Source organism: Anaerotignum sp. MB30-C6 (genome assembly GCF_030908465.1).
GTDB lineage: Bacteria > Bacillota > Clostridia > Lachnospirales > Anaerotignaceae > Chakrabartyella.
The window spans coordinates 363056-388415 of record NZ_CP133078.1 but is presented as its reverse complement, the minus strand read 5'-3'; the positions used below and the strand labels follow the sequence as shown (position 1 = coordinate 388415).

The window sequence follows — 25360 nt, the reverse complement described above, 5'->3', positions numbered from 1 at the left end:
AAATCATTTGTGTTTCTAATTCTATATACCAGATAAAATAGCATTCTAAACCACTATAGGATTATACCACAGTATTATTTCCAAATACAATAGTTCAAGCCTGTTTTCAGCCTTTTAACTCCATAACGCCTGCCATTACACCTCTGTCTTCCCTCATCTTTCTGTGGGAATAGAAACGGTTTGTATCACACATTGTGCAAAGTTCTGCCATCTCAATGTTTACCACACCCATATCAGCTAAGAGACGGCGGTTTGTTTCCCAAAGGTCTATGCGGTACTTCCCGACTTCCTTCGGATCATCAAATATAATCTCATGGGCGAAGTCTAAATTCTCTCGAAATAGTTCCACCACAAGGTCATCCACCTGAAAACAACACTTTCCAATAGAAGGGCCGATCGCGGCAACCACATCTTTGGGCTGTGTACCAAAGGCATCCACCATTTCCTGCAATATACGCTCTGCCATCCGCTCCCCTGTGCCTTTCCATCCGCAGTGTGCCATGCCAATGGCTTTGTTCTTGGGGTCTAGTAAAAAAACAGGAACACAATCTGCCCCAAAAATCACCAACGGAATATGTGGCACATTGGTAATCAGCCCGTCCACATCTGTATATCCCCGATCACGAAGTACACCCTTCCCTTTGTCCTCAGCCATAATACGACGAACATTTGTGGTGTGGGTTTGTTGGGAAGTCACATAATTCTCTTTAGAAAACCCTATGGCATCTCCTAAAATTCCATAGTTTTTTAAAACCATGTCTTTGGCCTCACCTCTGGCTAAGCCCATGTTCATGTTTCCATAAAACCCTTGACTTACCCCACCATGGCGAGTGGTAAAACAGTGCTTCACCATATTTGTTTGAGATAAATTGTCGAAAACAACTACCTCAACTTCTCCAATTCTCTCTATCCTCATAGTATACTCCTTATGTTAACCAAAAACCATTCTCTGTATAGCGGAAAAAAGTTTTCCCATTCTCTTCCAAAACTTCCGCAACGTCAAAGCGAAAATCTCCTTCTAACCCTCTCTCAGCAATATATGCCTGAGCTGTACGAATGATATGCTCCTGTTTGCGTTTGTCTACCGCCTCACAAGGTTCACCTTTTGTTCGACCCGCTCTATATTTTACTTCAGTGAAGATGATGTATGTATCCTTTTTTGCGATTATATCAATCTCTCCGCCGTGACTGCGGTAGTTTCTATGTAATATTTCATACCCCATGCGTTCCATTTGTTTTACTGCCAATGCTTCGCCTAAAGCACCCTTTGATTGATTATCCTTCGGTGTTAAAAAATTCTTTACAAAACTTCTGCGATGAATGGGGCAAATTCCCTGAACTTTAATGCCTGCAATATGCTCCGCTGAACCATACCCTTTATTGGAGGCAAATCCATACCCAGGATATAACTCATCATAGGTTTCCATAAGCCTATCTCTGTAAACTTTGGCAACAATACTTGCCGCACCAATAGAAAGGCTTTTTGCATCCCCTTTTATAATGCCCTGTTGTGGGATAGAAATTTCAGGAATTGTCACAGCATCTGCCAAAATAAATCTGGGTGCAGGGTTTAACTGGGCGATGGCTTCTCGCATGGCCTCATAAGTTGCCTGCAAAATATTTATCTCATCTATTCTTTCACAGGAAATTACGCCAATCCCGTAAGAAACCGCTTCTTCTAAAATTTCATCATACAGGCTTTCACGTTTTTTTGCTGAAAGTTTCTTTGAGTCATCCACACCTTCAATCCTGCAATCTATTGGTAGAATAACCGCCGCCGCCACGACCGGTCCTGCCAACGGACCACGTCCAACCTCGTCTACACCTGCAATAAGATCATAACCCTGTTCAAAACAGGCTTTTTCATATTGCAACATCATTTCCAGCCTAGCCAGTTCCTTTTCATGGGAAGCTTTTCTTTTTCGTGCTGATTCAATGGCACTTTGCACCCCTTTTCGCTGGTCCAGAGCAAAAACTTCAATGGATTCGCCCAGTTCCTCCATAGAGCATTGTTGTAAGTGTTCTTTAATTTCTTTGATCGACTGCATGGGTTTCCCGCCTTTCTTTCACCATTATAACATAACCGCAGAAAAAGAAAGGTATCGCTTACGGACTTTTACTTTTCCAAGGTATTTTAATTTACATCCCTTCGGGATACGAATGATATTTATTATAGCATAAAAGCAGGAAATATATCAAAAACAACAACCCTTGGAAGAATTTTTAATATTTTAGATAACAGCAAAAACAAACCCCGAAGTTGCTTAATGTTATAAGCAATTTCGGGGTTTTTCCTATTATACTTCCATGATGATTGGTAGAATCATAGGGCTTCTCTTTGTTTTCTGCCAAAGGAAATTCTTCAGCGTATCTTTAATTACACCCTTAATATAATTCCAACTTGTAATGTTCTTTTCTTCACATTCCATTAAAGCCGCAAGTACCACTTTCCTTGCTTCATCCATAAGGTCCTCTGCAACACGAACGTATACAAAGCCTCTGGAAATGATGTCTGGCCCTGCAACAATGGTACCATTTTCTCGGTCCATGGTTACAACCACCACCATTAAGCCATCCTGAGATAAATGCTTTCTATCTCTTAATACAATGTTTCCAACGTCACCTACACCAAGGCCATCAACCATAACCTGTCCTGCAGGTACAGTGCCATTGACCTTTGCTTCCGTACGGGAAATTTCAAGGACTTCGCCTAATTTCATTACAAAAATATCTTTTTTATCTAAGCCCATGGAAATGGCTAAATCTCTGTGGCTGGCAAGGTGCATAAACTCGCCGTGAACAGGCATGAAGTATTTTGGCTTAGTCAACGCAAGCATCAGTTTTAACTCTTCCTGCCTTGCATGGCCAGAAACATGGATTTCTTCCATATCCCCATAAATGACATCAGCACCCTTTTTCAAAAGTTCGTTCACAACCTTGATTACGCTCTTTTCATTGCCGGGAATGGCAGATGCGCTGATGATGATTTTATCATCAGGTTTCACACTCACTTGCTTATGCTCATTCATTGAAATTCTGGAGAGAGCAGACATAGGTTCACCCTGACTGCCGGTAGTGATGATTACAAGCTGCTCATCACGATAGTTTTTAATTTCGCCAATATCAATTAACGTACGGGGTGGTATCCACAAATACTCTAATTCAGAAGCTGTTTTTACTGCATTCACCATGCTTCTGCCGATAATGGCAACCTTTCGTCCATGCATATGGGCAGCATTGATTACCTGCTGAATACGATGGATATTTGATGAGAAGGTTGCGACCATAATACGGTTTTTAGGGGAATCTTCAAAAATTCTTTCAAAGACTTTACCCACATTTTTTTCTGATATGGTAAACCCTTTTCTTTCCGCATTGGTGCTGTCGCTCATCAAAAGGAGAACGCCTTCTTTTCCTAACTCAGCAAAACGCTGCAGATCAATGATTTCCCCATCGATGGGTGTATAATCCACCTTAAAATCCCCTGTATGCACAACGGTTCCAATGGGTGTATGAATAGCCAATGCCACGGCATCTGCAATTGAGTGATTTGTGTGGATAAATTCCACGTTAAACTGACCCAACTTCACCTTTTCACCAGGAACGACCGTATGCAAAACGGTTTTATCCAACATTTTGTGTTCTCTTAGTTTGTTCTCCAACAGCCCCAGTGTCAAAAGTGTACCGAAAACGGGTACATTCAGCTGTTTTAGAATATAGGGTAATGCCCCAATATGATCCTCATGTCCATGGGTCAATACAATACCCCTTATTTTATCTTTGTTTTTGGTCAGATATGTTACATCGGGGATAACCAAATCAATTCCCAACATATCATCTTTGGGGAATGCCAAACCACAGTCAATGACCATAATGTCATTTCCGTATTCTAAAATGGTCATATTCTTCCCAATTTCATCCAACCCACCCAAAGCAGCAACCTTAAGCTTAGCCTTGGGTCTCGGTTTTCTTCCTGCCAAAAAACACACCTCCTTTACTTTTCTTTTCCGATTTTCTTATTCTTTTATTATGCCGTAAAAAAGCGCAGTTTAAACCGCAAAAACAAAAACCCTTATAGACAAAATTCTTTTTTTCTATATTTTGGGTACACATAAAAAGGGCAGGTCGCCTATTTCTTTGAAAACATCTCTCCGATCCATGTTTTCCTTCCAGAGGTTCTGCCAAATTATACGTATTCTGTTTTACTTCTTTTTCCGCACATGATGATTCGGCAAACTGCTGCCATTCATCTATCGTAAACGCATTGGTTATACGTTTGTGATCATAGTCAAATGAAATAATTGAGTCTGCCCATCTCCACTGGAATCTCCTCCTTGGAAAGACAGTGAATGAACCAACTCTTTTACTAGGAAAGAAACCACCACTCTCACTAAATTTTGTAACCAAAAAATAGGAAAATACCTTCCCTTTCCAATTCATCATGAAGTAGAGCTTGTTAGCCTGCAGGCTAACAAGCTACTAATCCATTGTATATAATTTCAATTCTTTTCTTAAATCTTCACTTCAACACCTTGTACACATAAAAAGGAATAGTCCCCTACTACAACGCTGTAGTCAACAGACCGCCTTTTTAAAATTAGCCATCTGCCTCTTCTTAAAGATATTACTTTCGTTGCAATTTTGTGCGAAATGAATCCCAAACAAGGATATTAAAATCAGTCGATTTCCACTTCGTAATCTTCGCCTTTTTGGGCGAATAAGTCTGCTACACGGTCAAATTCTGCGTCATCTTCAACCAATTCATAGGTTACGTCATCCGTATTAATAGAACTTTCTTTCAAAATAAGCGCTTCTGTTTCATCATCGTCCATTAATTCTGTCTCAACTACCAGTAAATATCTTTCTCCGCCACAAGCCACGTTGTCGATGATGGAAAACTCAACCTCGGAACCGTCTTCTGCTGTCATTGTCACTGTTTCAAATTCGATCTCATTTACTTCATCAAAAATGTCTGCCATTCGTCATTGCTCCTTTAGCTCCGTTTGCAACAGTCCTTATCCTCTATTTCTGCTATCTAAATAGCCCTGAAGAATATGCACAGCCGCCATCTTGTCAATCACACTTTTTCTTTTTTCATGGCTTAAATCAGCCTCACGCAACGCACGTTCAGCGGCAATGGTACTAAATCTCTCGTCCCACAAAACCAACTCTACCTTAGGAAAACGTTTTTCAACTCTCTCGGCAAATGCCTTTGTTTTCACACAACGCTCCCCTTCAGAATTATCCAAGTTTTTGGGATAGCCCAATACAATACCTTCTGGATTGTATTCCTCTACCAATTCCGCTAGACGTTTTAAACTTTTCTTATATTCAGCAGGATTGTCTCTACGAATAATTTCCACACCCTGCGCTGTCCATCCCAAGGGATCACTTACTGCAACCCCTATGGTTTTATCTCCATAATCTAATCCTAAAATACGCAATTGTTTTCCTCTTTCTTAATCGTTACGCTCCATATAGTCTTTCACCAATTCTTCTAATAATTCATCCCGTTCCAATTTTCTTATCATAACCCGGGCATTCATATAACTGGTGATATAGGTAGGATCGCCAGATAAAATATATCCAACAATCTGATTTACAGGATTATATCCTTTTTCCTTCAAGGCCGTGCTAACAGCGATGAGGATCTTTTTTGCTTCGTTTTCGGGCTCTTTTTCTACTCTTCCAAAATATTGTGTCTCATTGATATTACTCATACCTCTCACTCCCCATCACGCGATCCGTTCGCTTTTCATCTATCATCTTATTTCATCATAATATAAACCAAACCTTATTGCAACAACATTATCCTTACAGAATGATTACAAACCAACCTGACCAAAAGCAATTTCCTCTTCAGTATGGGTTATTTTTGTCAAAACAATTTTATTGGTTATATCCTCTGGGCTTTTTCCATGGACTTTCATGTAGTTTGAAGTGTGCCCCTCGTACACGCCATCTTCCAAGGTTTTTTCATATAATACTTCCACTGTTTCTCCTACGTATTTCTTCAAGAAGTCAGCTGTCATTTCTTCGCTTAAAGCAAGTAATTTATGACTTCTTTCAGACTTAACGCTGTTTTGAAGCTGATCTTTTCTCTCTGCCGCAGGTGTGCCTTTTTTCGGTGAATATGGGAAAACATGAATTTTGGAAAAACCAATTTCTTTCGCAAAATCATAACATTCGTTAAAATCTGCTTGCGTTTCACCAGGGAACCCTACGATGATATCTGTTGTCAAAGCCACATCTGGTAAATACTTTCGTAAAAGAGCCACCGCCTGACGATACTTCTCAGTATCATACTTTCGGTTCATTTCTTTTAACGTTTTGTCACTTCCACTTTGTAAAGAAAGGTGGAAATGAGGGCAAACCTTTGGCAGTTCCGCCATGGTTTTTGCAAACTCCTCTGTCACCACGTTGGGTTCAATGGAACTAAAGCGGATACGACTGATTCCCTCAACTTCATGTACCTGACGCAAGATATCCAATAAGCTTGTATCCTTACTGTCTTTTCCGTAGCTTGCCACGTGAATCCCTGTTAAAACCACTTCTTTAAATCCGTTGTCCGCCAATCGCTTTACTTCAGCCAAAACATCTTGAGGTTCACGGCTACGAATTGGCCCACGGGCAAAAGGAATGATGCAATAAGAACAATACTGGCTGCATCCATCCTGAATTTTCAAATATGCACGGGTACGGTTTGCTAACTTTTGAATGGAAAGGGGTTCAAAAACCCGCTCTTTCATAATATCTGTAACATGGTTTTCTACGCCTTTTTGCGGATTGTATTCCTCAACCATCTCTACAATTTGACCACGGTCTTTGGTGCCAATCACCAAATTCACGCCTTCCACTTCCATAATTTCCTTGGGTGCTGTCTGGGCATAGCAACCCACCACGGCAACCACAGCATTTTCATTCTGTCTTTTTACCTTACGAATTAACTGTCTGGACTTTTTATCACCGAAATTCGTAACTGTACAGGTATTAATAACATATACATCTGCAACATCATCAATTCCAACTATTTCATATCCCTTTTCGGCAAATAGCTCGGCAATGGCCTCACTCTCGTATTGATTCACCTTGCAACCAAGGGCATAACTTGCTGCTCTTTTCATGATTCTCTCCGTTCTTTTTGGTATCAAAGCCCCGTTAATTGCCGTATGGCTTTCACTACCCCGCCTTTATTATTACTTCCCGCTTGAAAACGAGCAAATTTCTTCACACCGTCTGATGCACCTTCCATGGCATAGCTATGGTAAGCCTGCTTAAACATTTCCACGTCGTTATATTGGTCGCCAAAAACCACAGTTTCTTCCGGTGTAATCCCCCACATTTTTTGCAAAGCCCCAACAGCAGTGCCCTTAGTAACACCATTTAACCCTGTATCCAAACAAGTATCCCCGGAAATTACCAAACCCAACTCATCATCCAGCAATGGACGAAGATTATTATAGCAGGTTTCAGCACTCTCCCCTTCGTGGGAAATCATGGATACTTTAATTATATCCTCTTTCACCTGATATAAATCATCTACAAGACGCATTTCATAATGAAATAGCGGGGAAGATAACAGTTCTAAAAGCTCTGGGCTTCTTGTATAGGTGCAGTATTTTGCACAAAGCAAGGGTTCTATCCCCTTCAGGGAAAAGATCTTGTCCAAACAATGCTCTACTTCTTCTTTGTCCATTGGCTCAACCACAAGCTCTTTGCCGTTATCCACAACAAAGGCTCCATTTTCTGCAATGACAACAACATCTTCCATATGTTCATCAAAATGCTTTTTTAGACTAGGATACTGACGGCCACTGGCAACTACAAAACGAATGCCGTTTTCATGAAGCCTAGGCAAAAGCTTATAAATCTCTGGATCTATACTTTTTTTATCATTTAACAGTGTTCCATCCATATCCGATACAATTAATTTAATCATCTATTTATCCCTCTTACTTTTTATATATTTTAAAAAAAATCGGGAGGATTTTCAACGCAATATCTACATCTTTGCCTGATAACCAAACCAAATACTCTCGCATCCGCTCCCACTTTTGTCGTTTAAATAACACCTGGGAACAAATATCTTCCATCTCACCCAATTTCTCAATAATCTCGTCTTTCTCATACTTAGATATGTTTTCCATCAAACCAATTTCCAAACGCAAATCGGTAAAATCCACATCCAAAGATAAATCGCTGTGTTCCAGTTTTAAATAATAATCTAATAGGCCTTCGTTTTGATATCCATTATAGCGAAAACCCTCTAACCGCTTTACCATTTTTTTAATATTCTCACGGTATGCCTCAGCCTTTAACGCAGACTTTTCGTAAGGCTGAATCACTTTAAGGCCGATACAAAAGCCTTCTATCTTGTCCTTATATGTATTTACAAGATAACGGAACAAAACCGACATTTCTTCTTCATCATACGAATAAGCGTCCCATGTTGCACGGCTGCGGTCAATATCCTCGTCTACTTTTTGGCAAAAATCCTTTTGTTCCATAAAGACTCCACCCTTCTTCATCGGTACAACTTTTTCGCAAGGTAACGATATTATAAGTATATCATATCTAAAATCGCCTTTGCAAGGTTTCCAGCAAAAGGAAAAGAGTTCTTCCCGAAGGAAAAACTCTTTATTTCACTTAATTTTCACTTTCATCTTCAACAATTACAACCATTCCGCCTAATCGTCTGTTCAGCTCGCTTCTGGTAATTTTGATGATATTCGGGGTAACACCATCTGCCTGGGCTTCGATGTAGTAAGCTTCCTCATTATCGCAGTCGTTTTCATCCAGCCAACCACCGAAGAAGGATAAAATTGCACGCATAATTTCCACACTATGACCCCAATAGTCTAAGTCTAAGAAAATCATGCGGTTCTTTTCTCCATTTTTAGAAAATTTGCGGCTTTTATACACCATTGTAAAAAGTCGTCTTTCCTCGCCTTTGTAAGTGAAATAAACAGCCATCTCGTTGCTTTCGCCAAAACGATTTTCGTAGCGGTTTACTTTCGCACCTGGATCAAAATATTTTAAAATAAACTGATACACTTGTTCCAGTTCAATCTCTTTTGTAATGTATCCATGAGTTTTTGCTGTCATAGATGGCACATCCTTTCTAGTCGCTCTCTGGTCAAAAATATTTTGTGTGCTAAATATTTCTCTCTTGATTGCATTATACAGGAACAACTCAGCCATGACAAGAGAAATCAAGGAGAATAAGAAGAAAAAAATACCGTGATTTTTTAGGCACTTTTATGCCCATGTATGGCAATTAATACCTTCTATATGGACTTTTTTTAATCTCCTTCTATTTCTAGTGTTTACCCCTTGATATTATATGCAAAAATCACAATTTTTCCAGTACTTTCTCCACCAATTCACTACAACGTTTTGCCGCCATAATACTGAACTTTTCGTAAGAAATATTTGCTTCTTCCCCGGCACCGTCAGAGATAGCACGGACAACTAAAAATGGAATTCTGTTGAGCCAACAAGCATGGGCAATAGCCGCCCCTTCCATCTCCGCACAAATGCCTTGTACATCCTTGCGAATTTTTGCCTTTCCCTCTTTTGTACAAATAAATTGGTCCCCGCTGGCAATACGCCCTGTAACAACACGGTAGCCCTCGGCAATCTCCGCCGCCGATGCTTGTGCCAAACGAATCAATTCTTCGTCTGCCTTAAAATAGCTTTCCGCCATTCTTGGAATTGTTCCAATTGGGTCCCCTAAGGCTGATGTATCCATATCGTGCTGTACTGCATCAGTGGAAATGACGATATCGCCAATTTTCAGGTCTTCTACCAAGGCTCCAGCAACACCCAAAACCAAAATATAATCCACGCCAAAGTGGTCAATCATAGCCTGGGTACAAATGGCTGCGTTTACCTTGCCAATCCCACCCCTTACCAATACAATATTATTCCCTTTATATCTTCCAATATAAAATAATAAGCCAACAACATTTTTTGTAGTAACAATTTCAATCTTTTCCTTCAAACAAAGGATTTCTTCCTCCATTGCACCAATAATGCCAATGGTTTTCATTTCCCTTCATCTCCGTTCTCTTATAATGTTTGTTGGACGGTTACAGTTTCGCCCTGATTTTTGTTTTTTAATCATACCACAGTTCCCCCTTATATGACAAGCACACATATTTCTTCTCGTCTTCCATTGCAAAAACGTGGCATCTTTTGTATACTGTTATGAAAGTCAACGAAAAAGGAATGATTGCATGAAACCGGTAATCGGAATCACACCAGACTTTGATAGTGTAGCAAGCAGATATAAAATACATCAGGATTATATATCTGCCGTAACAGAAGCTGGGGGCTACCCCATTATGCTCTTTCCAGAGGCTGTTCTGCCACCCTTTATAGATGGGATTATTTTTAGCGGCGGAGGGGATATAGACCCCCTGTTGTTTCACCAGGAGCCTTTGCGAGAAAGCGGTGAAATCTCCCCTCTTAGAGATGAATTTGAGCTTGCCCTTTGCAACATGGCAATCCAAAAAAACATCCCATTGTTGGGCATTTGTCGGGGGATGCAGGTTATGAATATCGCATTAGGGGGAACAATCTATCAAGATATCTCCGTTCAAACAAACAGCACCTTGAAACATAGCCAACAGGCCCCTCGTCCTTATGGAACCCATAGCATCATCGTAATGGAAAACACCTTGCTTTCCTCACTGTGGGGAAAACAAAAAACAACTGTAAACTCCTATCACCATCAAGCTGTGGCCTTGCTGGGTGATAGTATTCAAGTCTGTGCAAAAAGCCAAGACGACTTAATAGAGGCCATCGAACATACTGAAAGTTCTTTCGCAATCGGAGTACAATGGCACCCAGAGGCTATGGAAACAGAAGAACAAAAATTACTTTTTTCTGCTTTCGTAAACGCCGCAGGGGTGTTTCATGCAAATAGGAGGTAATCATGGAAAAATTACAAGAGATTATGGGAGTTGAATGGGTTTTAGATAAAGCGGCAATGATTGGAGTAAAAATTTTACAAGTTGCTGGAATTCTGCTACTTTGTTGGTTTTTAATTCGTATTGCCAATGGTATTGCCCAAAAATTCTTTAAGAAACAAACCCAAAAACAGCGTCTGGCAATGACGGATAGAAAGGCAAACACATTAAATTCCATCACGTCCAGTGTGCTGAAGTATCTTATCTACTTCATAGGACTCTTTTCAATTTTGAAACTTTTAGGCGTGGACGACAAATCCTTGTTAGTGGTGGCAAGTGCCGGCTCCGTTGCCATTGGCTTGGGTGCCCAAAGTATCGTCACCGATATGCTGGAAGGCTTTTTTATTCTGTTTGAAGACCACTATGCAGTGGGAGACATCGTAACCATACAAAACATTACAGGAACTGTGGAAGGTGTAACCCTGCGCTCTACAAAAATAAGAGACTTCCAAGGCAAAGTGCATATCGTCCCCAACGGTAGTGTTGGTACTGTTACCAATTTGTGTGATAACTTTATTAACGCCATCGTAACAGTAGGCATCTCCTACGGAGAAAACATAGACAAAGCCCTTTCAATTTTGGAAGACGAAATGAAAAAAACCACTGATATCGAAACTATCATAGAACCACCCGTTGTGGTAGGTGTGGTTGGTTTGGATGATTCTGCTGTTTCTATCCGTATCGTTACAAAGTGCCAAATTAAAACCAATTACGCAGTGGAAGCAGAGCTGCGTAAGCGTATTAAAAACCGTCTGGACAAAGAAGGGATTGAAATCCCCTTCCCTCAGCGTACCATTCATATTGTGCAGCAAAAGGAGGCATAAATTATGGTTTTCTCCGTTGGAGATATCGTGCAAATGAAAAAATCTCACCCTTGCGGATCCAATCAGTGGGAAGTTCTACGTACAGGTATTGATTTTCGAATCAAATGCTGTGGATGCGGCCACATGGTAATGTTACCAAGGGTAAAATTTGAGAAAAACGTAAAAAAAATAGTTACCGAAGGAAAAAGCCAAGAGGTTTAAACTCACCTGAGGCTTATAAACTTTACACCGAACAGCCCCAATCATGGGGCTGTTTTTTTATTGTTTGGCTACCACAATATAAAAACCACTGGCTATGCCGGTGAGCGTAAAATAACTATCTTTTATTACAACTTAGTATGTTTATCAGGCGAAAGAAACGGCTTCTACCTAAGTGTAGCAAAGCTAAATTTCATGACTCCCCCTATAAAGGAGAAATACTCAAGCCACCCACAGTCATAATCTCATCCTGCTTCTCTTACACCCCAACTCCAGTATTCCTCTAGAGTAATGTCTATGTCTTTATTATGCACATTCCCCAATCTTTCAACCTATTTCCAAAAATCCCTATGACCCCTCATTCATTTAAAAAACCTTCCGCCAAAAGCAGCAGAGGGTTCTAAATCATTCATCTTAACTTTATTTCTTTCTCATAGCATTTAAAATTGCTAATAATGCCACACCAACGTCTGCAAACACTGCCATCCACATGGTTGCCATACCAACGGTACTCATTGCTAAAACCAAGACCTTTACACCCAAAGCAAAAACAATGTTTTGCCTTACGATGGAACGGGTATTTCTCGCAATTCGAATACCCACTGCCAGTTTCCCAATGTCGTCATCCATAAGAACAATGTCTGCCGCTTCAATGGCTGCATCGGAACCAATGCCGCCCATGGCAATTCCTAAATCTGCCCCTGCCAATACAGGTGCATCGTTTATACCATCTCCAACAAAGGCAGTTTTCGAGAGTGGATTCTCTTCGCCCTTTAATTCCTCTAGTATCCGAACCTTATCTCTCGGTAAAAGGTCAGCATAGAACTTGTTTAATCCCAAGTCTTTTGCCATAGCTTCGGCGTTTTCCTTTCGGTCACCGGTAAGCATAACCATAGAGTTTACGCCTTTGCCACGTAACGCCTCTAAAGCCTCTTTACTACCATCTTTTAAAGTATCGGCAACAACAATATACCCTTTGTAAAGTCCATCCTTGGCCACATAAATTACGGAGCCAACGCCTTTAAAAGGTTTGTAATCAATCTTCTCACGGTCCATTAGTCTTTGGTTACCCAAAAGAACTTTCGCCCCGCTCAAGCTATAAGAAATTCCTAAACCGCCTAACTCTTTATAATCCACTAATAAATTCACAGGGATGTCTTTTGTTTTTTTGTATTCATTCACAATTGCCTCAGCAATGGGGTGGTTGCTGTTCACTTCACCCAATGCCGCAAGGTATAAAAGCTCTTCTTTATCGTCAGATTCCATTTCCACTACAGAGAATTTACCTTTTGTAAGGGTTCCTGTTTTGTCGAAAACAATCTGGTTCACATGACAGAGGGTGTCTAAATCGCCGCCACCTTTTATCAAGATACCATTTTTAGAAGCAAAACCAATCCCCGCAAAGTAGCTTAATGGAACAGAGAGTACCAAAGCACAAGGGCAGGAAACAACCAAGAAAATTAAAGCACGGCCAAACCACATTTGGAATTCTCCAAAACCTAATAACGGAGGAAGTATGCTGAGTGCTACGGCCAAACCCACCACAACAGGTGTGTACACCCTTGCAAAGCGGGTAATAAAACGTTCTGTTTTAGATTTCTTACCTGCGGCATTTTCAACCATTTCCAAAATCTTCATTACTGTAGATTCCCCAAAAGATCTAGAAACTTCAACTTTCAGATTACCATCTAAGTTGATACAACCACTTAGTACATCACTGCCTGGTTCAACGCCACGAGGCACCGACTCACCTGTTAAAGCCGCTGTATCCAATAGGGCATACCCTTCTTTCACCTTACCATCCAAAGGAATTCTTTCCCCTGCCTTAACCAAAATTATATCGCCGATCTTTACTTCCTCCGGATGTACCCTTTTCGTTCCGGCAGATGTAATAACCTCTGCAAAGTCAGGACGAATGTCTAATAAAGCTGTAATAGATTTTCTGGATCTTTGTACTGCATAGTCCTGAAAAGCCTCCCCAATTTGATAAAACATCATTACAAAAACCGCCTCAGACATCTGGCCAATACCAATGGCTCCCACAGTGGAAATAGCCATTAAGAAGTTTTCATCAAAAACCTGACCTCTTAAAATGTTTTTAACTGCCCGAATCAAAACATCATAACCGAAAATACCATAGGAAATGAAGTATAGACATAGAGATACTGTGGACATTGTTGGAGTGGAATCCCCTAGAAGTACGGCGGCCAAAAATAAAACACCGCCACCGCCAAAGCGTAACCAAAGCTTCTTCCCTTCCATTTCTCCCCCATGGTCGTGTCCATGGTCGTGTCCGTGGTCATGTCCATGACCGTCTGTATGACAATCGCCACAAGAACAGCTTGACGCCTGGGAAAGCTTGCTTTGTTCCAAAGAAACCTGAACATCTGGTTCAAGCTTATGCACAATTTCCTCTATTTTCCCAAGCATTTTTTTTGCCTCTACCCCCTCAGCCAAAGATACCTCAAGGGTTTGTTTAATCAAATTCATTTCTGCCTGTTTTGTTTCATTTAATGCGTTTACCGCAGTCTCAATTTTATCTGCACAGTTTGCGCAGGTTAGTCCTTTCAAATACACCTTCATAACGAGTCCGTGGTCGTGTCCATGATCATGTCCATGGTCGTCTGTATGACAGTGGTCACAAGAACAACTTGACCCTTGGGAAAGCTTGCTTAGATCCAAAGAAACCTGAACATCTGGTTCAAGCTTATGTACAATTTTCTCTATTTTACCAAGCATTTTTTCTGCCTCTACCCCCTCAGCCAAAGATACCTCAAGGGTTTGTTTAATCAAATTCATTTCTGCCTGTTTTGTTTCATTTAATGCGTTTACCGCAGTCTCAATTTTCCCTGCACAATTTGCGCAGGTTAGTCCTTTTAAATACACCTTCATAACGAAACACCCCCATGATTGCTCATATGATTACTTATTCATATATGTTCTTAAAGAATAGGCCATTTCGAGTTGCCCCTAAAACAGCCTCATTTTCTATTCTACATAACCTCGTTTATGACGAATATGAACCATGCCTTGTTCCAATACCGTACGGATATGATCATCATCCAAAGAGTAGAAAACCGTTTTCCCATCTTTTCGATATTTTACCAAGTCATTTTGCCGTAAAACCCGCAACTGATGGCTAATGGCAGATTGGGTCATGCTTAAAGAATCTGCCAGCTCACTGACATTTCTTTCTCCACTCAAAAGAATTTGTAGAATTCTAATTCTGGTAACATCACCAAAAACCTTAAAAAATTCTGCAAGATCCCGAATAAAATCTTTTTCCAACTCTTCAATCATATTAATTTCATCCGTATTCATGCAACAGCGTTCCATATTATCACCCTCAATCAATTGAACACTTGCTCATATGTTAACATGATCTTTTTTTCTTGTCAACTGTTTTCAAATGTTTTCTTGAAATTCTATTAACTCAATAAAACCTTTCACTGCATGGGGTGCCGCCACATTTTTCAATCGAACCATGCCTATATTTCGCTTTGGCAAAGGTGGATCCACAGGGACTTCATATAGGTGCTTTTCTTTTAAAGCTTCCTGGGTAAACTCTTTGATCACATAGGTTAACCCTAAGTTAATTTGGGCAAAGCTAATCAATAAATCACTGCTACCCAACTCTAAAATAGGAGTTAAAACCACGCCATTCTCTTCGGCATAACGGTCTATATACCTTCTAGAGTTACTCAAATCCTCTAAAAGCAGTAGGGGATACTCTGGCAAGTCTTTTAGCTCTAAGCCTACCTGAGACAATAGCTTGTACCTTTCGCCTCCCACCAAAACATCATGTATTTCAATACACGGGGTAATTTCCAAATCTCCATCATCACTGATAGGGAGGTTGATAAAGCATACGTCAACGCTACCGTTTTTCAGTAAACGTAAGGATTCATAGGTGGTTTTATTGGTTACCTTGATATTAATATCAGGATAAAGTTTATGGTACTTTTCTAAATAAGGCAGTAAAAAATTCGCAATTACCGTATCGCTAGCACCTATTTTCAGTTCGCCCATCTCCATATTTACCATTTGGAAATATTTTTCCTCAGCGGCATGAATTAAACCCAGGGCTTGCTCCAAATAGGTATACAGCAGTTTCCCTTCTGCAGTGGGATATACACCCTTTGCCGTTCGTACCAAAAGTGGACTACCCATTCTATCTTCTAATTGGCGAATTGCCATGCTGACTGCTGGCTGGGAAATAAATAATTCTCTGGCTGCCGCAGACATATTGCCTGTACGCACCACGGTGCAGAAAATACGATATAAGTCCAACGAAACATCGACCTTCAACCTCAACACCCCTTTCTTCTTTTATCATACTTGAAAAACAAAATATGTGCAATCATACAAACCCTTTGTACAGAATCATCCCTAATCACCCTAGCTTCCACCCTTCCCCCGACTAACACGATCATAATATACAAATGCTAGTTGTAAGAATAGTGCTGCCACTGATAGGACAACCAAAAGGCTATGTGCAGTAAAGGGCTTGAAGTACCAACTCCACTCCTCCGTTTGGTAGCCCAACATAAATCCATATGAGGAGAAATAACTAAGTATATTTCCAACAATAAGTGATTTTATATTGGCAGTTTTCGTGGAAAAATAGCATAGCACGGCAAAACATACAATCATAACCCCATAAAACAACATGGTTCCAGATACAACATCTCCATGCATGGCAAAAAAACCATAGGGAATGCTATACCCAATGCATAAAAGTATTCGTACACCCCAATTCATTTTCCACCTCCGAAAAACAATAAATAACCTTGCACCAAACAAACCCAAAAGAAAATACTGATATAAGCCTTAACCTAAAATTAATATACGGGACAAAATAAAAAGCCCCCTTGCAATGACTTGCAAGGCAAATCTTATGCAAAGAACGGGGCTTTTTCATTCGTTTACCTTAAGTACTTTAAAGTAATAATTTTTCACCAAATAGGTTTTTCCTCACCTAGCACTCTTTCTAAAATAAGGTGCTTCGCAACCTACCATATCATAGAAATCAAAGCACATAGCATAATGAGTAAAGATAGGCCTGCCCAAAAAAGAGGCCATAAAGAGGCCTTGTCATTCTTAATCAGCTCAACAATCCCAAATGCAAAGGAAAAAACAAAGACGAAAGGCCATATGATCTATGTCCAAAAGTAAAATAATCCAATAATCTCTATCAGTCCAGTAAACATTGACTCTCCTTCCTTAGATTATAGAAAATATTCCCCTTCAGCCCTTCCTTCATAAAGCTCCTCTAACTCCTCTTTATGATAAATAAAACCTGCGTCATCAAAATATTTTGCTCCCATAGGACATTTTTTGATGCAAGCACAGCATTTCATACAAGTCCCCGGGGTGATTGTGGGGTTCTCTTTTGGAATCGAACCTAGGGGACAAACTTCTGCACAAATCCCGCAACCACAGCAACCCTCTCCTGTTTTGGGCTTTACTTTACGAATATCAATGGCATTTCCATGTCTATCTCTGGGTATAAAGTATGGGCGAATAGGGTCCTCCCCCTTTACGTGCACAGGGCCAATATACTCCCATCCAGCGTTTATCTTCTCAGCTATTTCTTCACCAAAGGCAGTTAGCTTTGCAATATCCTCTGCATCGGGTCTACCCCCTCCCAATGTGCGAGAAAAAGAATGCTCACTAACAAAACCACCGCCTGCAATGGTTTGAAATCCCTTCAATTCCATTATATTTCTTAATTCAATTAAAGCATCGTCATAACTTCTATTACCAAAGGAAACCACTGGCACCCCAACGGCACCTTCTCCACTTATTTTTTCATTTAGATATGGCAATAAGAGGTTTGGTATTCTCCCTGCAATAACAGGGGTTCCTAATACCACAAGGTCTCCCGCTCCAAATATAACTTCTTCCTCCCTGCCCTGAGGCAAAGTAAAATCATAAGCACAAAATTCTGCGTCCAAAGCCTTTGCAACCGTTTTTGCAACAGTGGTTGTTACTTTTTCTGTACCCCCTGTGGGGCTAAAAAATACTGCCCAAACCCTTTTCATTCCCATCTGAAACGGATGCTTCCTTAGCATCCTTCCCCCCTTCGAAATAAATCTACTTCCATAATACCCCAAGCCCATTTATTTTTCAACAAAGAAAAAGAGGGCATTCCATAATGCCCCCTCTTTTTAACTACTTAATGAAATTTTTCTAGGTTTTCGTACACACCCTCGATAAATTCAACTTTCTGTGCCGCCACCATTTCTTCAAATCTGGCATCGCTGTACTCCGCTTGTTTTAGATTTGCAAAAGAGGTCTCAGCAACTGTTTTGACTTCACTATCCTGAGGCACGGTAATATTATTAATCTTTAAAACAAAGTAAACGTCATCCATTAATATGGGTTCTGTTACTACCCCTACCTCAGGAACATCTGTCAAGCCAAATGAGGACGTAAATTGTGTTTTATACAGAGACAACTTGCCGCCTTCGTCTTCTTTTTTGGAATTTTCGTCTACATCGTACTCATCGAATAGACTCTTAAAATCTTCCCCGGCTCTTGCTTTTTCCACCACTTCATTTGCCTTTTCTAGGTCATTTAAAACAATGGTATCCATATCCAATAAGGTATAATCGTCTTTCATCTGATCCTTATTTTCTTCATAGTACTTGGCTTTTTCTCCTTCATCCACTTCACACTCTGCCGCTAATGCCTGATAAACCAAAGAATATAAATAGGAACCTTCCATAAAAGGTGCTAACTTTTTGGCATCAACGCCCATTTTTTCAATGTCTTCCTTGGGTAAGCTAGAAACGAACTGCTCTGAAGACTTTACCGCTTCCTCTTTTTGCGCATCTGTTAAAGCAATATTGTTTTCTTCTGCATATTTCGTTGCTGCAACAACGCTTTGCAGTGTGTTCAATGTACGTTCTTCCACCAATTCATCTGCTGTCTGTCCATCAAAGTCCATGGTCCAGATTTCATCCCCACCAACAGCGGTAAAGCTTTTTGTGGTTGTATACAGATAAACCATATATTCCGATTTCATGATCTCTCTGCCGTCAACCTTCATGACAACTTCATCATTAAAGTTGCTGCTATTGCTATTGCTAGTGCTACCGCAGGCAGAAAGAGCCATCACGCCAGCAGTCAGCAGGCAAAGAAGTCCTTTTTTCTTCATTATAAATCCCTCTTTCTTTTTCACTTTTTTTAATTAGAACGTTTCTGGAAACTCCTTTTTTCACCTTTTTTTAAAAAAAAATGAATATCTTTCCCTAATATTTGGAAGCCTCCACTCCAACGAATGTGTCCTCTGCAAAAGATTGGAATACTGAAGTTTTCAGAAAAGCCCTAATGCATCTATTATACACATTCTTTCCATAAATGACTATCCCTTTATTGCATTTAATAGGATTTTAATTTCATCTAACACCTTGTTTTCTTTATCTTTTTGTAGCTTTATCGTTAAATAAGGATTGGCTCCCGCCGTGAATAAATACTTGCCTCGGCCCTCAGAAATAATCTTTGTTAAAGCGACAGGGTCTGTTTTTGCGTCGTGGCGAAATTCCAGCACAACATTTCCACGCTTTTGTGCAATAGAAGAGATGCCTAAGCTTCTTGCTTGGCCTTTGAGCAGCACAATCTCCAAAAGGGTTTGCACACTCTTTGGCAAATCACCATAGCGATCTTCCATCTCCTCTTGAATATCATAATACTCTTCTTGGGTTCTCACGTTGGCAATCTTCTTATACAATTCCATACGCTGCTCCTGATTTTTTATATAAAAGTCTGGAATGTATGCACTGATGTTTATATCCACCGTAGTTTCCAACAATTCCTCTTTCGGTGCCTCGCCTTTCAGGTTTTGTACCTCTTCTTCCAACAAGCGGCAATACATATCATATCCTACGGACTCCATATGCCCATGCTGTTCTGCCCCAAGCAGGTTCCCAGCCCCACGAATTTCCAAGTCTCGCATGGCAATTTTAAAACCAGAGCCAAATTCAGTAAACTCACGAATGGTCTGTAAACGTTTTTCCGCCACCTCACGTAGCATTTTGTCCCGTCGGTATAATAAATAGGCATATGCAATACGGTTGCTTCGTCCTACTCGCCCTCGCAACTGATAAAGCTGAGATAATCCCATTCTGTCTGCATCCTGAATGATTATGGTATTGGCATTAGAAATATCCATCCCCGTTTCAATAATGGTTGTGCAAACCAATACATCTGTTTCACCACTGATAAAGTCCTCCATAATGCCTTCCAACTCTCGTTCAGACATCTGCCCATGGGCAAAAGCGATATTTGCCTGAGGAATCATTTTTTGCAGTCGTAAGGCCTCTTCGCTAATGGAATCCACTCGGTTATATAAATAATAAACCTGTCCGCCCCTTGCTACCTCCCGATGGATGGCCTCCCGCACAAATTCTGGGTTATTCTCCATAACATAAGTCTGTACGGGTTGTCTTTCTTGAGGCGGCTCCTCCAGCAAACTCATATCTCGTATGCCCGAAAGGCTCATATGCAAGGTACGAGGAATGGGCGTTGCCGATAACGTCAGCACATCCACATTCTCCCGCAGTTTTTTCAGCTTTTCCTTATGGGAAACGCCAAAACGTTGCTCCTCATCTACAATAATCAACCCCACGTCCTTGAAAACAACATCCTTAGATAGAATACGATGGGTACCAATGACAATGTCAGCATAGCCCCTTTCCAAATTTTTCAAGCTTTCCTTTTGCTGTTTTGCTGTGCGGAATCTAGAAAGCAATTCAATGTTAACGGGATACCCCGCCAAACGCTGAACAAAGGTATTGTAATGCTGTTGGGCTAAGATAGTTGTTGGTACAAGAAAAGCCACTTGCTTTCCATCCTGCACCGCCTTAAAGGCAGCACGAATGGCAACTTCCGTTTTCCCATACCCTACGTCGCCACAAATCAAACGGTCCATAACCTTGCCGCTCTCCATATCATGTTTTACATCTTCAATGGCATTCATCTGGTCATCGGTTTCTTCGTAAGGAAAGGCTTCTTCAAACTCCCTTTGCCATACAGTATCTGGACAGTATTGATGTCCCTTTGCGGCGGCACGCTTTGCATATAAAGCAACCAAATCTTCCGCCAGTATTTTAATCGCCGCACGGGTTTTGGCCTTTGCCTTAACCCATTCTTGGCCACCCAATTTATTGAGCCTAGGGGCTGCACCGCCGCTGCCAATATACTTTTGCACCATATCCATCTGATTTACGGGTACAAAAAGGTTTCCGCCGTCACGGTAAGAAATTTTCATATAATCCTTTTGAACGCCTTCAACAGATATTTTTTCCAATCCGCCAAAAACACCAATACCATGATTATCATGTACAACAAAGTCACCAATTTTCAGGTCCGTAAAACTTTCAATGGCAGTACCATTCTTCTTTTTCTTCTTTTTCCGCTTTTTCTCCCCACCACCAAATAACTCGTTATCCGAAAAAACTGCTAGGTTAATGTATTCATAAGAAAACCCCTTAGCTAAGCTGCCCTTTGCCACCCAAATAGAGCCTTTTGGCATAGGCATATCTAGGTTTTCCATATACACTGCAGGGACATCCATTTCAGAAAGTTCCTTTGCCATTCGTTGTGCTCGAGAGCCTGTTCCCCCTAAAATTAAAACTCGATACTCCCTCTTTTTTAAGTATTGTAACTCTTCGCAAAAAAGGTCAACACGTTTACTAAAAGAAGGGGTGGAGCGTACTGCAAAATCCACTTTTACCTTGGGATCAAAATCAACGGTTCTCTGGTTTAACCCCGCCAGTAAAATTTGTCCAAAGCCCTGCCCTTGACATAAAATATCCGTATAATCAAACAATAGCTTAGACTGTCCAGGCAATAAATACCCCTGGGCAATACGGCTTTTCATGCTTTCCCTATACTCTTCCATTACCGTGGCCATATGTTCTCGAATCCGTTCAGGCTCATCAAAGCAGAGCAACGTGTCCTCTGGGATATAGTCCAACAGGCTGACGCTTTCCTCATAAAAATAAGGAATATATGAACCAACATTAGATAGGTTTTTTTCAAGTCTGAGTCGTTCTGCATCTTCGCCAATATTTTCTTTTAAGCGCTCTCCTTCTTCAGTCAAGCCCTTCTTGATCATGGTTTGTAAGCATTTTGCAAACTCTTTACTGATTTTATTTGCCGCCTGCTCTGCCAAGCTTTCTTCATATACCAACTCCCGCATAGGGAAAATCCTGACTTCTTCCAGCTTATCGATGGAACGTTGGCTGGCAGCATCCATAGAACGAATGGAATCTATCTCGTCGTCCCAAAGCTCTATACGCACAGCCTCATCGGCAGTTAAAGAATAAATATCCAAAATACCCCCACGTAAAGCAAACTGGCCTGCGCTTTCTACCAATTCCGTGCGCTCATAGCCCAAACAAACCAATTGCTTAATAAGATCATCTATGTCAAGAACATCCCCAACTTTTAAAGTCAGAATAAACTGGGTGAAAATTTCTTTTTTCGGATATCGATCTAGCAGTGCCTCCATAGACGCTACCATAATGGGTCTTTCCCCAGAAAGCAGTCTTTCCATAGCAATAAATCGCTGTCGATTCATCTCCATGCTATGCACATCCGCACTATAAAACAAAATATCCTTGGCAGGATAGTAAATTGGATTTTTATGAAAGAAGGATATGTTCTCAATAATCTCCCTTGCCCTTATTTCGCTGTAGGTCAAAATTAATAAAGGCCTTTGGGAATGCTCCTTTATTGAAAATAATAAATGGGATTTTTCCACGTCAATGACCCCTGTTGCAAACACAGGGGTGCGGTTCATACGTATGGATTCCAGCACATTCTGATACCCTTCCAGTTCCAATAAAGGCTCTGTTAGCGTTTTCATTCTTCCACCTCGCCTTGAGGTTTCTTTTCTTCTTGAACCTCAGTCCTTTTTTCGACTTTCTCTTTTTTTTGTGCCTTAGGTTTTTGATTAATCCGATTCATGGCATCCATAATCCCTCGGGATAAAATCAACTCCACGGCATTCACAGCCTTATCTGCCCCTTGTTCTATCATAGGTAAATCGTCCTTATCAAACTTGGCCAAAACATAATCTGCTAAATCCCAACCGTTTGGCTTTTCGCCGATGCCAACCTTAATGCGGCAAAACTCATCTGTACCCATTTGGGCAATAATATTTCGAATACCGTTATGTCCACCATGGCTACCTTTTTCACGGATACGCACGCCACTGACTGGTAGGCTAGTATCGTCATAAATGACAACAAAATGATCCTGAGGAATCTTGTAGAAATTAACGATTTCTCGAATACTTTCCCCGCTTAGGTTCATAAATGTTTGAGGCTTTACCAAAAGAACACGTCTTCCTGCGATTGTGCCATCCCCGATCAAGGCTTTATGCTTAAATTTATTCATCTCTATATTATATTTCTTACCCAAGCGTTCTACCACATCAAAGCCAATATTATGCTTTGTACCTTCATATTTGGGGCCAGGGTTGCCCAACCCTGCAACCACAAAAAAATCCTGCCCCTTATCGTTATCTTTAAATTTATCAAAAAGTCCCATTTTATCCTCCAATTTTAAACCAACAAGTACGCCTTCCTATTTTACAAACAACCAATGATTTTCATTCATCTTCTGATACCTCAGAACTTCTTCTAAGTCTAAGGACTCAGTACCTATTTTGACCCTTATACACAGCTAAAAGCCCTAATTTTTAGAATTAGAGCTACGCTTATTTTGTCCTTATTTATTTTCGCACTCATGAAGTACGGCAAGATTATCCCAGAAAAAGACTACTTTTTTATTATTATACCATAGTAATATCGGCAAAAACAATGGTTTCCAATCCAAAAACAAGACAATGCCTCATTAAACTTTTTTACAAAAAGCATGGATTCGAATAAACATAACACTAGCCAGGGACTATCATACTTGAAAAATTCTCTCACCCTCATGCCTTTAAATCTGTTTTATCACCTACAAGCAAAAATCAAAAAGCGGACACTTTCGTGTCCGCCCTAAAATCAAGCTATCAAATTACTTTACTTCGTTAACCAATTCTGTGCCTTCCAAGAAAGCTTTTGCATTACCACATGTTACTTCTGCCATAGAAGTCAAAGCTTCTTCTGTCAAGAATGCCAAGTGACCGGAAATAACAACTTTTTCGTTTGCTAACAATCTGCTTAATGTAGCATCCTTGTCTGCTTTATCGCTTCTGTCTTCGAAGAAGTATTCATGCTCAACTTCACAAACGTCCATACCAACGCCACGGAATTTTCCAGCTTCTACTGCATCAGCCAAAGCTACGGAGTCAACCAAACCACCACGAGCAACGTTAACCAAGATAACGCCGTCTTTCATCTTAGCGATCGCTTCTGCGTTAATCATATGGCGTGTTGCAGGCATAAGAGGGCAGTGAAGGGAAATAACGTCGGAACGAGCGTAAAGTTCATCCAATTCAACGTATTCCAAACCAAGGTTAGGGTTAGGGAATGCATCATAAGCGATGATGTTCATGCCAAAGCCCTTCAAAATATTAATCATGCACTGACCGATTTTACCTGTACCGATAACACCAGCTGTTCTACCAACCAAAGCAACACCATCCAAGCCAGCGATGTCAAAATTGAATTTTGTACTTCTTTCATATGCCAAGTGAGACTTTCTGTTTACAGCCATCAACAAAGCTGCACCCTGTTCAGCAACAGATTCGGGGGAGTAAGCAGGAACTCTAAGTACAGGCAAACCACATTCTTTCGCAACTGCCAAATCAACACTATCAAAACCTGCACAACGCAATAAAAGAACTTTAATACCCAAGTTTTTCAACTCACGAACAGCCTCAGCGGACACTTCGTCATTAACGAAAGAACAAGTAGCATCATGACCCGCTGCCAAATGAGCAGTCGCAGGTGTTAATCTTTCATTGAAGAAAGTGATTTCAAATCCATATTTTTCAGCCACAGGACCGAAAGAGTCTTTCCAGTAGGACTTGGTGTCAAAAAATGCGATTTTCATATTATAACTCCTCCTAAAATTATGTAATAATGGTAAAATTTAGTTGGGCAACAAAATTAATCCTCTATTCAATTTAGAGAGACATTTCGTTTGTCTTACTTTTAACAAATATAATTCATTTATCCTAATTTGTCAACCAACATTTCACAAAATTGTCAGTTTTGACGAATGAATTTCGTCCTGTTCTGATAAATTAACTGATAGCAGTGCCTTTCTTTCGCACTAACTTTGGGACAATATCCCATTTGTATCTTATTATAACAAATAAATGAAAAAATGCAACCAAATTAACCCCCTCCGAAGACAAAAAAACCTTCTTTTTCTACGATTTTTTATAAAAATAAGCTC

23 protein-coding genes and 2 pseudogenes are annotated in these 25360 nt (G+C 40.4%); 3 read left to right on the top strand and 22 right to left on the bottom strand.

Annotation, left to right across the window (positions count from 1 at the left end; genetic code table 11):
* Positions 1-106: 106 nt before the first annotated feature.
* From pgeF to RBQ60_RS01800, 12 genes and pseudogenes are all read right to left on the bottom strand, one after another.
* A complete protein-coding gene (pgeF, locus tag RBQ60_RS01855) occupies positions 107-916 on the bottom strand; it encodes a peptidoglycan editing factor PgeF (protein ID WP_307884905.1) in 810 nt (269 codons plus the stop codon).
* Positions 917-926: 10 nt separating this feature from the next.
* The gene (locus RBQ60_RS15400; RefSeq protein ID WP_307885963.1) at positions 927-1247 is read right to left on the bottom strand and encodes a YraN family protein; all 321 of its coding nucleotides are present in this window, start codon (positions 1245-1247) and stop codon (positions 927-929) included.
* A gap of 42 nt (positions 1248-1289) precedes the next feature.
* Positions 1290-2048 (bottom strand): annotated as a pseudogene (locus RBQ60_RS01845) (ribonuclease HII); the annotation flags it as partial.
* A gap of 249 nt (positions 2049-2297) precedes the next feature.
* The gene (locus RBQ60_RS01840; RefSeq protein WP_307884904.1) at positions 2298-3980 is read right to left on the bottom strand and encodes a ribonuclease J; all 1683 of its coding nucleotides are present in this window, start codon (positions 3978-3980) and stop codon (positions 2298-2300) included.
* Between the two features lie 696 nt (positions 3981-4676).
* Positions 4677-4979 carry a DUF1292 domain-containing protein gene (locus RBQ60_RS01835; protein WP_307884903.1) on the bottom strand — a complete coding sequence of 101 codons (303 nt, stop codon included), beginning with the start codon at positions 4977-4979 and terminating at the stop codon, positions 4677-4679.
* A gap of 36 nt (positions 4980-5015) precedes the next feature.
* Complete coding sequence (gene ruvX / locus RBQ60_RS01830; protein ID WP_307884902.1) at positions 5016-5444, bottom strand: Holliday junction resolvase RuvX; 429 nt, start codon at positions 5442-5444, stop codon at positions 5016-5018.
* A 15-nt stretch (positions 5445-5459) separates the two neighbouring features.
* Positions 5460-5720: an IreB family regulatory phosphoprotein gene (locus tag RBQ60_RS01825; RefSeq protein ID WP_307884901.1), complete on the bottom strand. Its 261-nt coding sequence runs from the start codon at positions 5718-5720 to the stop codon at positions 5460-5462.
* Positions 5721-5825: 105 nt separating this feature from the next.
* Positions 5826-7124, bottom strand: coding sequence for a tRNA (N(6)-L-threonylcarbamoyladenosine(37)-C(2))-methylthiotransferase MtaB (gene mtaB / locus RBQ60_RS01820; RefSeq protein WP_307884900.1), 1299 nt, complete (start codon positions 7122-7124; stop codon positions 5826-5828).
* Between the two features lie 23 nt (positions 7125-7147).
* Complete coding sequence (locus RBQ60_RS01815) at positions 7148-7939, bottom strand: HAD family hydrolase (RefSeq protein ID WP_307884899.1); 792 nt, start codon at positions 7937-7939, stop codon at positions 7148-7150.
* A gap of 13 nt (positions 7940-7952) precedes the next feature.
* A complete protein-coding gene (locus RBQ60_RS01810; RefSeq protein WP_307884898.1) occupies positions 7953-8507 on the bottom strand; it encodes a hypothetical protein in 555 nt (184 codons plus the stop codon).
* A gap of 139 nt (positions 8508-8646) precedes the next feature.
* A complete protein-coding gene (locus RBQ60_RS01805; protein ID WP_307884897.1) occupies positions 8647-9105 on the bottom strand; it encodes a hypothetical protein in 459 nt (152 codons plus the stop codon).
* Positions 9106-9352: 247 nt separating this feature from the next.
* Positions 9353-10051, bottom strand: a complete 699-nt coding sequence (locus RBQ60_RS01800; protein WP_307884896.1) for a 5'-methylthioadenosine/adenosylhomocysteine nucleosidase — start codon at positions 10049-10051, stop codon at positions 9353-9355.
* A gap of 187 nt (positions 10052-10238) precedes the next feature.
* Between RBQ60_RS01800 and RBQ60_RS01795 the strand changes: the two genes are divergently transcribed.
* The 3 genes from RBQ60_RS01795 to RBQ60_RS01785 are packed head-to-tail and all read left to right on the top strand — an operon-like array spanning position 10239 to position 11998.
* Complete coding sequence (locus RBQ60_RS01795) at positions 10239-10937, top strand: gamma-glutamyl-gamma-aminobutyrate hydrolase family protein (protein ID WP_307884895.1); 699 nt, start codon at positions 10239-10241, stop codon at positions 10935-10937.
* A gap of 2 nt (positions 10938-10939) precedes the next feature.
* Positions 10940-11797, top strand: coding sequence for a mechanosensitive ion channel family protein (locus RBQ60_RS01790; RefSeq protein WP_307884894.1), 858 nt, complete (start codon positions 10940-10942; stop codon positions 11795-11797).
* Between the two features lie 3 nt (positions 11798-11800).
* A complete protein-coding gene (locus tag RBQ60_RS01785; protein ID WP_307884893.1) occupies positions 11801-11998 on the top strand; it encodes a DUF951 domain-containing protein in 198 nt (65 codons plus the stop codon).
* Between the two features lie 417 nt (positions 11999-12415).
* On the opposite strand, the gene RBQ60_RS01780 is transcribed toward RBQ60_RS01785, so the two are convergent.
* The 10 genes and pseudogenes from RBQ60_RS01780 to RBQ60_RS01740 all read right to left on the bottom strand — a co-directional run bounded on the left by RBQ60_RS01780 (position 12416) and on the right by RBQ60_RS01740 (position 25012).
* Positions 12416-14578, bottom strand: a complete 2163-nt coding sequence (locus RBQ60_RS01780; RefSeq protein WP_442871378.1) for a heavy metal translocating P-type ATPase — start codon at positions 14576-14578, stop codon at positions 12416-12418.
* A gap of 183 nt (positions 14579-14761) precedes the next feature.
* Positions 14762-14887: pseudogene (locus tag RBQ60_RS15495) on the bottom strand (cation transporter); the annotation flags it as partial.
* A gap of 96 nt (positions 14888-14983) precedes the next feature.
* Positions 14984-15331 (bottom strand): ArsR/SmtB family transcription factor, encoded by a 348-nt coding sequence (locus tag RBQ60_RS01775; RefSeq protein WP_307884891.1) that lies wholly within the window; start codon positions 15329-15331, stop codon positions 14984-14986.
* 69 nt (positions 15332-15400) lie between these two features.
* Complete coding sequence (locus RBQ60_RS01770; protein ID WP_307884890.1) at positions 15401-16303, bottom strand: LysR family transcriptional regulator; 903 nt, start codon at positions 16301-16303, stop codon at positions 15401-15403.
* Between the two features lie 90 nt (positions 16304-16393).
* A complete protein-coding gene (locus RBQ60_RS01765; protein ID WP_307884889.1) occupies positions 16394-16756 on the bottom strand; it encodes a hypothetical protein in 363 nt (120 codons plus the stop codon).
* Between the two features lie 467 nt (positions 16757-17223).
* Complete coding sequence (locus tag RBQ60_RS01760) at positions 17224-18069, bottom strand: ferredoxin (RefSeq protein ID WP_307884888.1); 846 nt, start codon at positions 18067-18069, stop codon at positions 17224-17226.
* Between the two features lie 104 nt (positions 18070-18173).
* A complete protein-coding gene (locus RBQ60_RS01755; RefSeq protein WP_307884887.1) occupies positions 18174-19157 on the bottom strand; it encodes a peptidylprolyl isomerase in 984 nt (327 codons plus the stop codon).
* Between the two features lie 207 nt (positions 19158-19364).
* Positions 19365-22871 (bottom strand): transcription-repair coupling factor, encoded by a 3507-nt coding sequence (mfd, locus tag RBQ60_RS01750; RefSeq protein ID WP_307884886.1) that lies wholly within the window; start codon positions 22869-22871, stop codon positions 19365-19367.
* The gene (gene pth, locus RBQ60_RS01745; protein WP_307884885.1) at positions 22868-23557 is read right to left on the bottom strand and encodes an aminoacyl-tRNA hydrolase; all 690 of its coding nucleotides are present in this window, start codon (positions 23555-23557) and stop codon (positions 22868-22870) included. The genes mfd and pth overlap by 4 nt, the downstream gene beginning before the upstream one ends.
* 474 nt (positions 23558-24031) lie before the next feature.
* Positions 24032-25012 carry a 2-hydroxyacid dehydrogenase gene (locus RBQ60_RS01740; protein ID WP_307884884.1) on the bottom strand — a complete coding sequence of 327 codons (981 nt, stop codon included), beginning with the start codon at positions 25010-25012 and terminating at the stop codon, positions 24032-24034.
* Between the last annotated feature and the right edge of the window lie 348 nt (positions 25013-25360).

Bases quoted from the DNA above. Each gene is read 5' to 3' on its own strand.
- RBQ60_RS01780 (WP_442871378.1), bottom strand. From the start codon at position 14,578: ATGAAGGTGTATTTGAAAGGACTAACCTGCGCAAACTGTGCAGATAAA.
- RBQ60_RS01785 (WP_307884893.1), top strand. From the start codon at position 11,801: ATGGTTTTCTCCGTTGGAGATATCGTGCAAATGAAAAAATCTCACCCT.
- RBQ60_RS01755 (WP_307884887.1), bottom strand. From the start codon at position 19,157: ATGAAGAAAAAAGGACTTCTTTGCCTGCTGACTGCTGGCGTGATGGCT.
- RBQ60_RS01765 (WP_307884889.1), bottom strand. From the start codon at position 16,756: ATGAATTGGGGTGTACGAATACTTTTATGCATTGGGTATAGCATTCCC.
- pth (WP_307884885.1), bottom strand. From the start codon at position 23,557: ATGGGACTTTTTGATAAATTTAAAGATAACGATAAGGGGCAGGATTTT.
- mfd (WP_307884886.1), bottom strand. From the start codon at position 22,871: ATGAAAACGCTAACAGAGCCTTTATTGGAACTGGAAGGGTATCAGAAT.
- RBQ60_RS01740 (WP_307884884.1), bottom strand. From the start codon at position 25,012: ATGAAAATCGCATTTTTTGACACCAAGTCCTACTGGAAAGACTCTTTC.
- RBQ60_RS01760 (WP_307884888.1), bottom strand. From the start codon at position 18,069: ATGCTAAGGAAGCATCCGTTTCAGATGGGAATGAAAAGGGTTTGGGCA.
- RBQ60_RS01800 (WP_307884896.1), bottom strand. From the start codon at position 10,051: ATGAAAACCATTGGCATTATTGGTGCAATGGAGGAAGAAATCCTTTGT.
- RBQ60_RS01775 (WP_307884891.1), bottom strand. From the start codon at position 15,331: ATGGAACGCTGTTGCATGAATACGGATGAAATTAATATGATTGAAGAG.
- RBQ60_RS01795 (WP_307884895.1), top strand. From the start codon at position 10,239: ATGAAACCGGTAATCGGAATCACACCAGACTTTGATAGTGTAGCAAGC.
- RBQ60_RS01810 (WP_307884898.1), bottom strand. From the start codon at position 8,507: ATGGAACAAAAGGATTTTTGCCAAAAAGTAGACGAGGATATTGACCGC.
- mtaB (WP_307884900.1), bottom strand. From the start codon at position 7,124: ATGAAAAGAGCAGCAAGTTATGCCCTTGGTTGCAAGGTGAATCAATAC.
- RBQ60_RS01815 (WP_307884899.1), bottom strand. From the start codon at position 7,939: ATGATTAAATTAATTGTATCGGATATGGATGGAACACTGTTAAATGAT.
- RBQ60_RS01825 (WP_307884901.1), bottom strand. From the start codon at position 5,720: ATGAGTAATATCAATGAGACACAATATTTTGGAAGAGTAGAAAAAGAG.
- RBQ60_RS01835 (WP_307884903.1), bottom strand. From the start codon at position 4,979: ATGGCAGACATTTTTGATGAAGTAAATGAGATCGAATTTGAAACAGTG.
- RBQ60_RS01790 (WP_307884894.1), top strand. From the start codon at position 10,940: ATGGAAAAATTACAAGAGATTATGGGAGTTGAATGGGTTTTAGATAAA.
- RBQ60_RS01805 (WP_307884897.1), bottom strand. From the start codon at position 9,105: ATGACAGCAAAAACTCATGGATACATTACAAAAGAGATTGAACTGGAA.
- pgeF (WP_307884905.1), bottom strand. From the start codon at position 916: ATGAGGATAGAGAGAATTGGAGAAGTTGAGGTAGTTGTTTTCGACAAT.